This window comes from Caballeronia glathei, from assembly GCF_000698595.1.
GTDB classification, from domain to species: domain Bacteria; phylum Pseudomonadota; class Gammaproteobacteria; order Burkholderiales; family Burkholderiaceae; genus Caballeronia; species Caballeronia glathei.
Window position 1 is genome coordinate 1 of sequence record NZ_JFHC01000210.1, and the last position, 1,680, is coordinate 1,680.

Genomic DNA, 1,680 nt, shown 5'->3' on the forward strand with positions numbered 1-1,680 from the left:
CGGAAGTTTTCAAGGTAGTTGTCGCCTCGACGCTTGGAATTCAGGCGGCTTTTAGCTCCTGGTTTCGGGGTTGCGAGATCGCGCTGCTTAGGTCAGCACGATCGGGATTCAGATGAACGACATGAATGCGCTGCCAGTTGCGCGTAGCGCCTTTCCATCGAAGCGGATTACGCTGGCGCGCAGCCTCGTAGAGCGCCTTGCGGCGCTCGAGAATGTCACGATCAAGATTCGCATGACGTTGGGCCGGTGTCACAAACCGGATCGCACTGTGGCGGTGTTCGTGGTTATACCAGCGCACCAGTTCTGTGACCCATGTGCGGGCCGCGAACAGGGTATCGAACGCCTCCAGCGGATAAGCCGGCCGGTACTTTAGGGTTTTGAAAAGTGATTCGGAAAAAGGGTTGTCATTGCTTACGCCAGGGCGACTCAACGACGGCATCACGCCCAGAGCCTGCAAGGTGGCGAGCATCGTGGCACCTTTCATCGGGCCGCCGTTGTCGGAATGCAGAATCACCCGGTTCGGTTGTATCGCCTCACGCGCGCACAGGTCCTTGAGGACTTCACTGGCCTGGGCGCTACTCTCTTCGGCATAGACCTGCCAGCCGACGATCTTGCGGCTGAACACGTCCATAAATAGATACAAGTAAAAGTACTGCCCGCGGATCGTCGCCGGCAAGTACGTGATATCCCAGCTGTAGAGCTGATTCGGTGCGTCTGCGCGGACCGCTCGTGGTTTGCCGCAGGCTTTGACCGGCTGCTCGCTACGCCGATGTGCGAGCTGTTCCTCGGCTTTCAGCACCCGATAGAAAGTCGATTCGGAGGCGAGGTAGCGCTGCTGGTCAGCCAGGCGAGGAACAATCTGGCTTGGCGGCAAATGACCGAATTCAGCCGAGTTTGCCACCGCCAACAGTTCGGAACGCTCCTCGGCGGAAAGCTTGTGAGGAGGTTCGTATTGTCGTAACGAGCGCCCATCGACCGCGTCAGGCTCGCCGCTTTGCCAACGCTGCACCGTACGCGCGCTCAACCCCAGCTCCTTACACGCGAGTGCTTGGCGGGCACCGGCCAGGGTCGCCTCGCCGATCCAGGCAATCATGGTTTTGCGTTCCTCAAGGGCCGTCATTCGGCCTCGCCCTCGAACAACGCACGATACTTTTTTTGCAGCACCAGCAACGCCGCCGCTTCAGCCAACGCCTTTTCTTTACGGTTTAATTCGCGCTGCAATTGCACGTTCGCCTGCTTCAAATCCCGTACTTCCTGGGCGTTCTCGCGCCGGCTACCGGTCCCGACGACGGCGCAAAAATCCACGCGCCACTGCGCGAGATGATGAGCAAACAGGCCCCGTTCACGACACCACGCGTTCAGTGCCTCGTCGACCAACCCGTGGCTCTCCTGCAAAGCCAGTAGCCGTTCTTTCAGCGACCAGTCTTCTGGACGTTTTGCGTGTCCGGAGCCCAAGCTCCGATTCGCAGCGGCGCTACCTCTCATCCACTTCCTTAATGTCAGTAAGTTCATGTTCAATTCGTCGGCCACGGATGCAACCGTGCGACTCCCGCGCTGCAAGACCTTTGACAGCGCTTGTTCTTTGAACTCGACAGAATACGTTTGTTTTGCCTTCAACCTACACCTCTGACTCTTCAAATTAAGAAAATTCAGAGGCGACAACTACTATGACACCGGGGG

At 58.0% G+C, this 1,680-nt stretch carries 1 pseudogene; it reads right to left on the reverse strand.

Going from position 1 to position 1,680, the window contains the following annotated elements:
* Positions 1 to 40: 40 nt before the first annotated feature.
* Positions 41 to 1,617: pseudogene (locus BG61_RS38325) on the reverse strand (IS3 family transposase).
* Between the last annotated feature and the right edge of the window lie 63 nt (positions 1,618 to 1,680).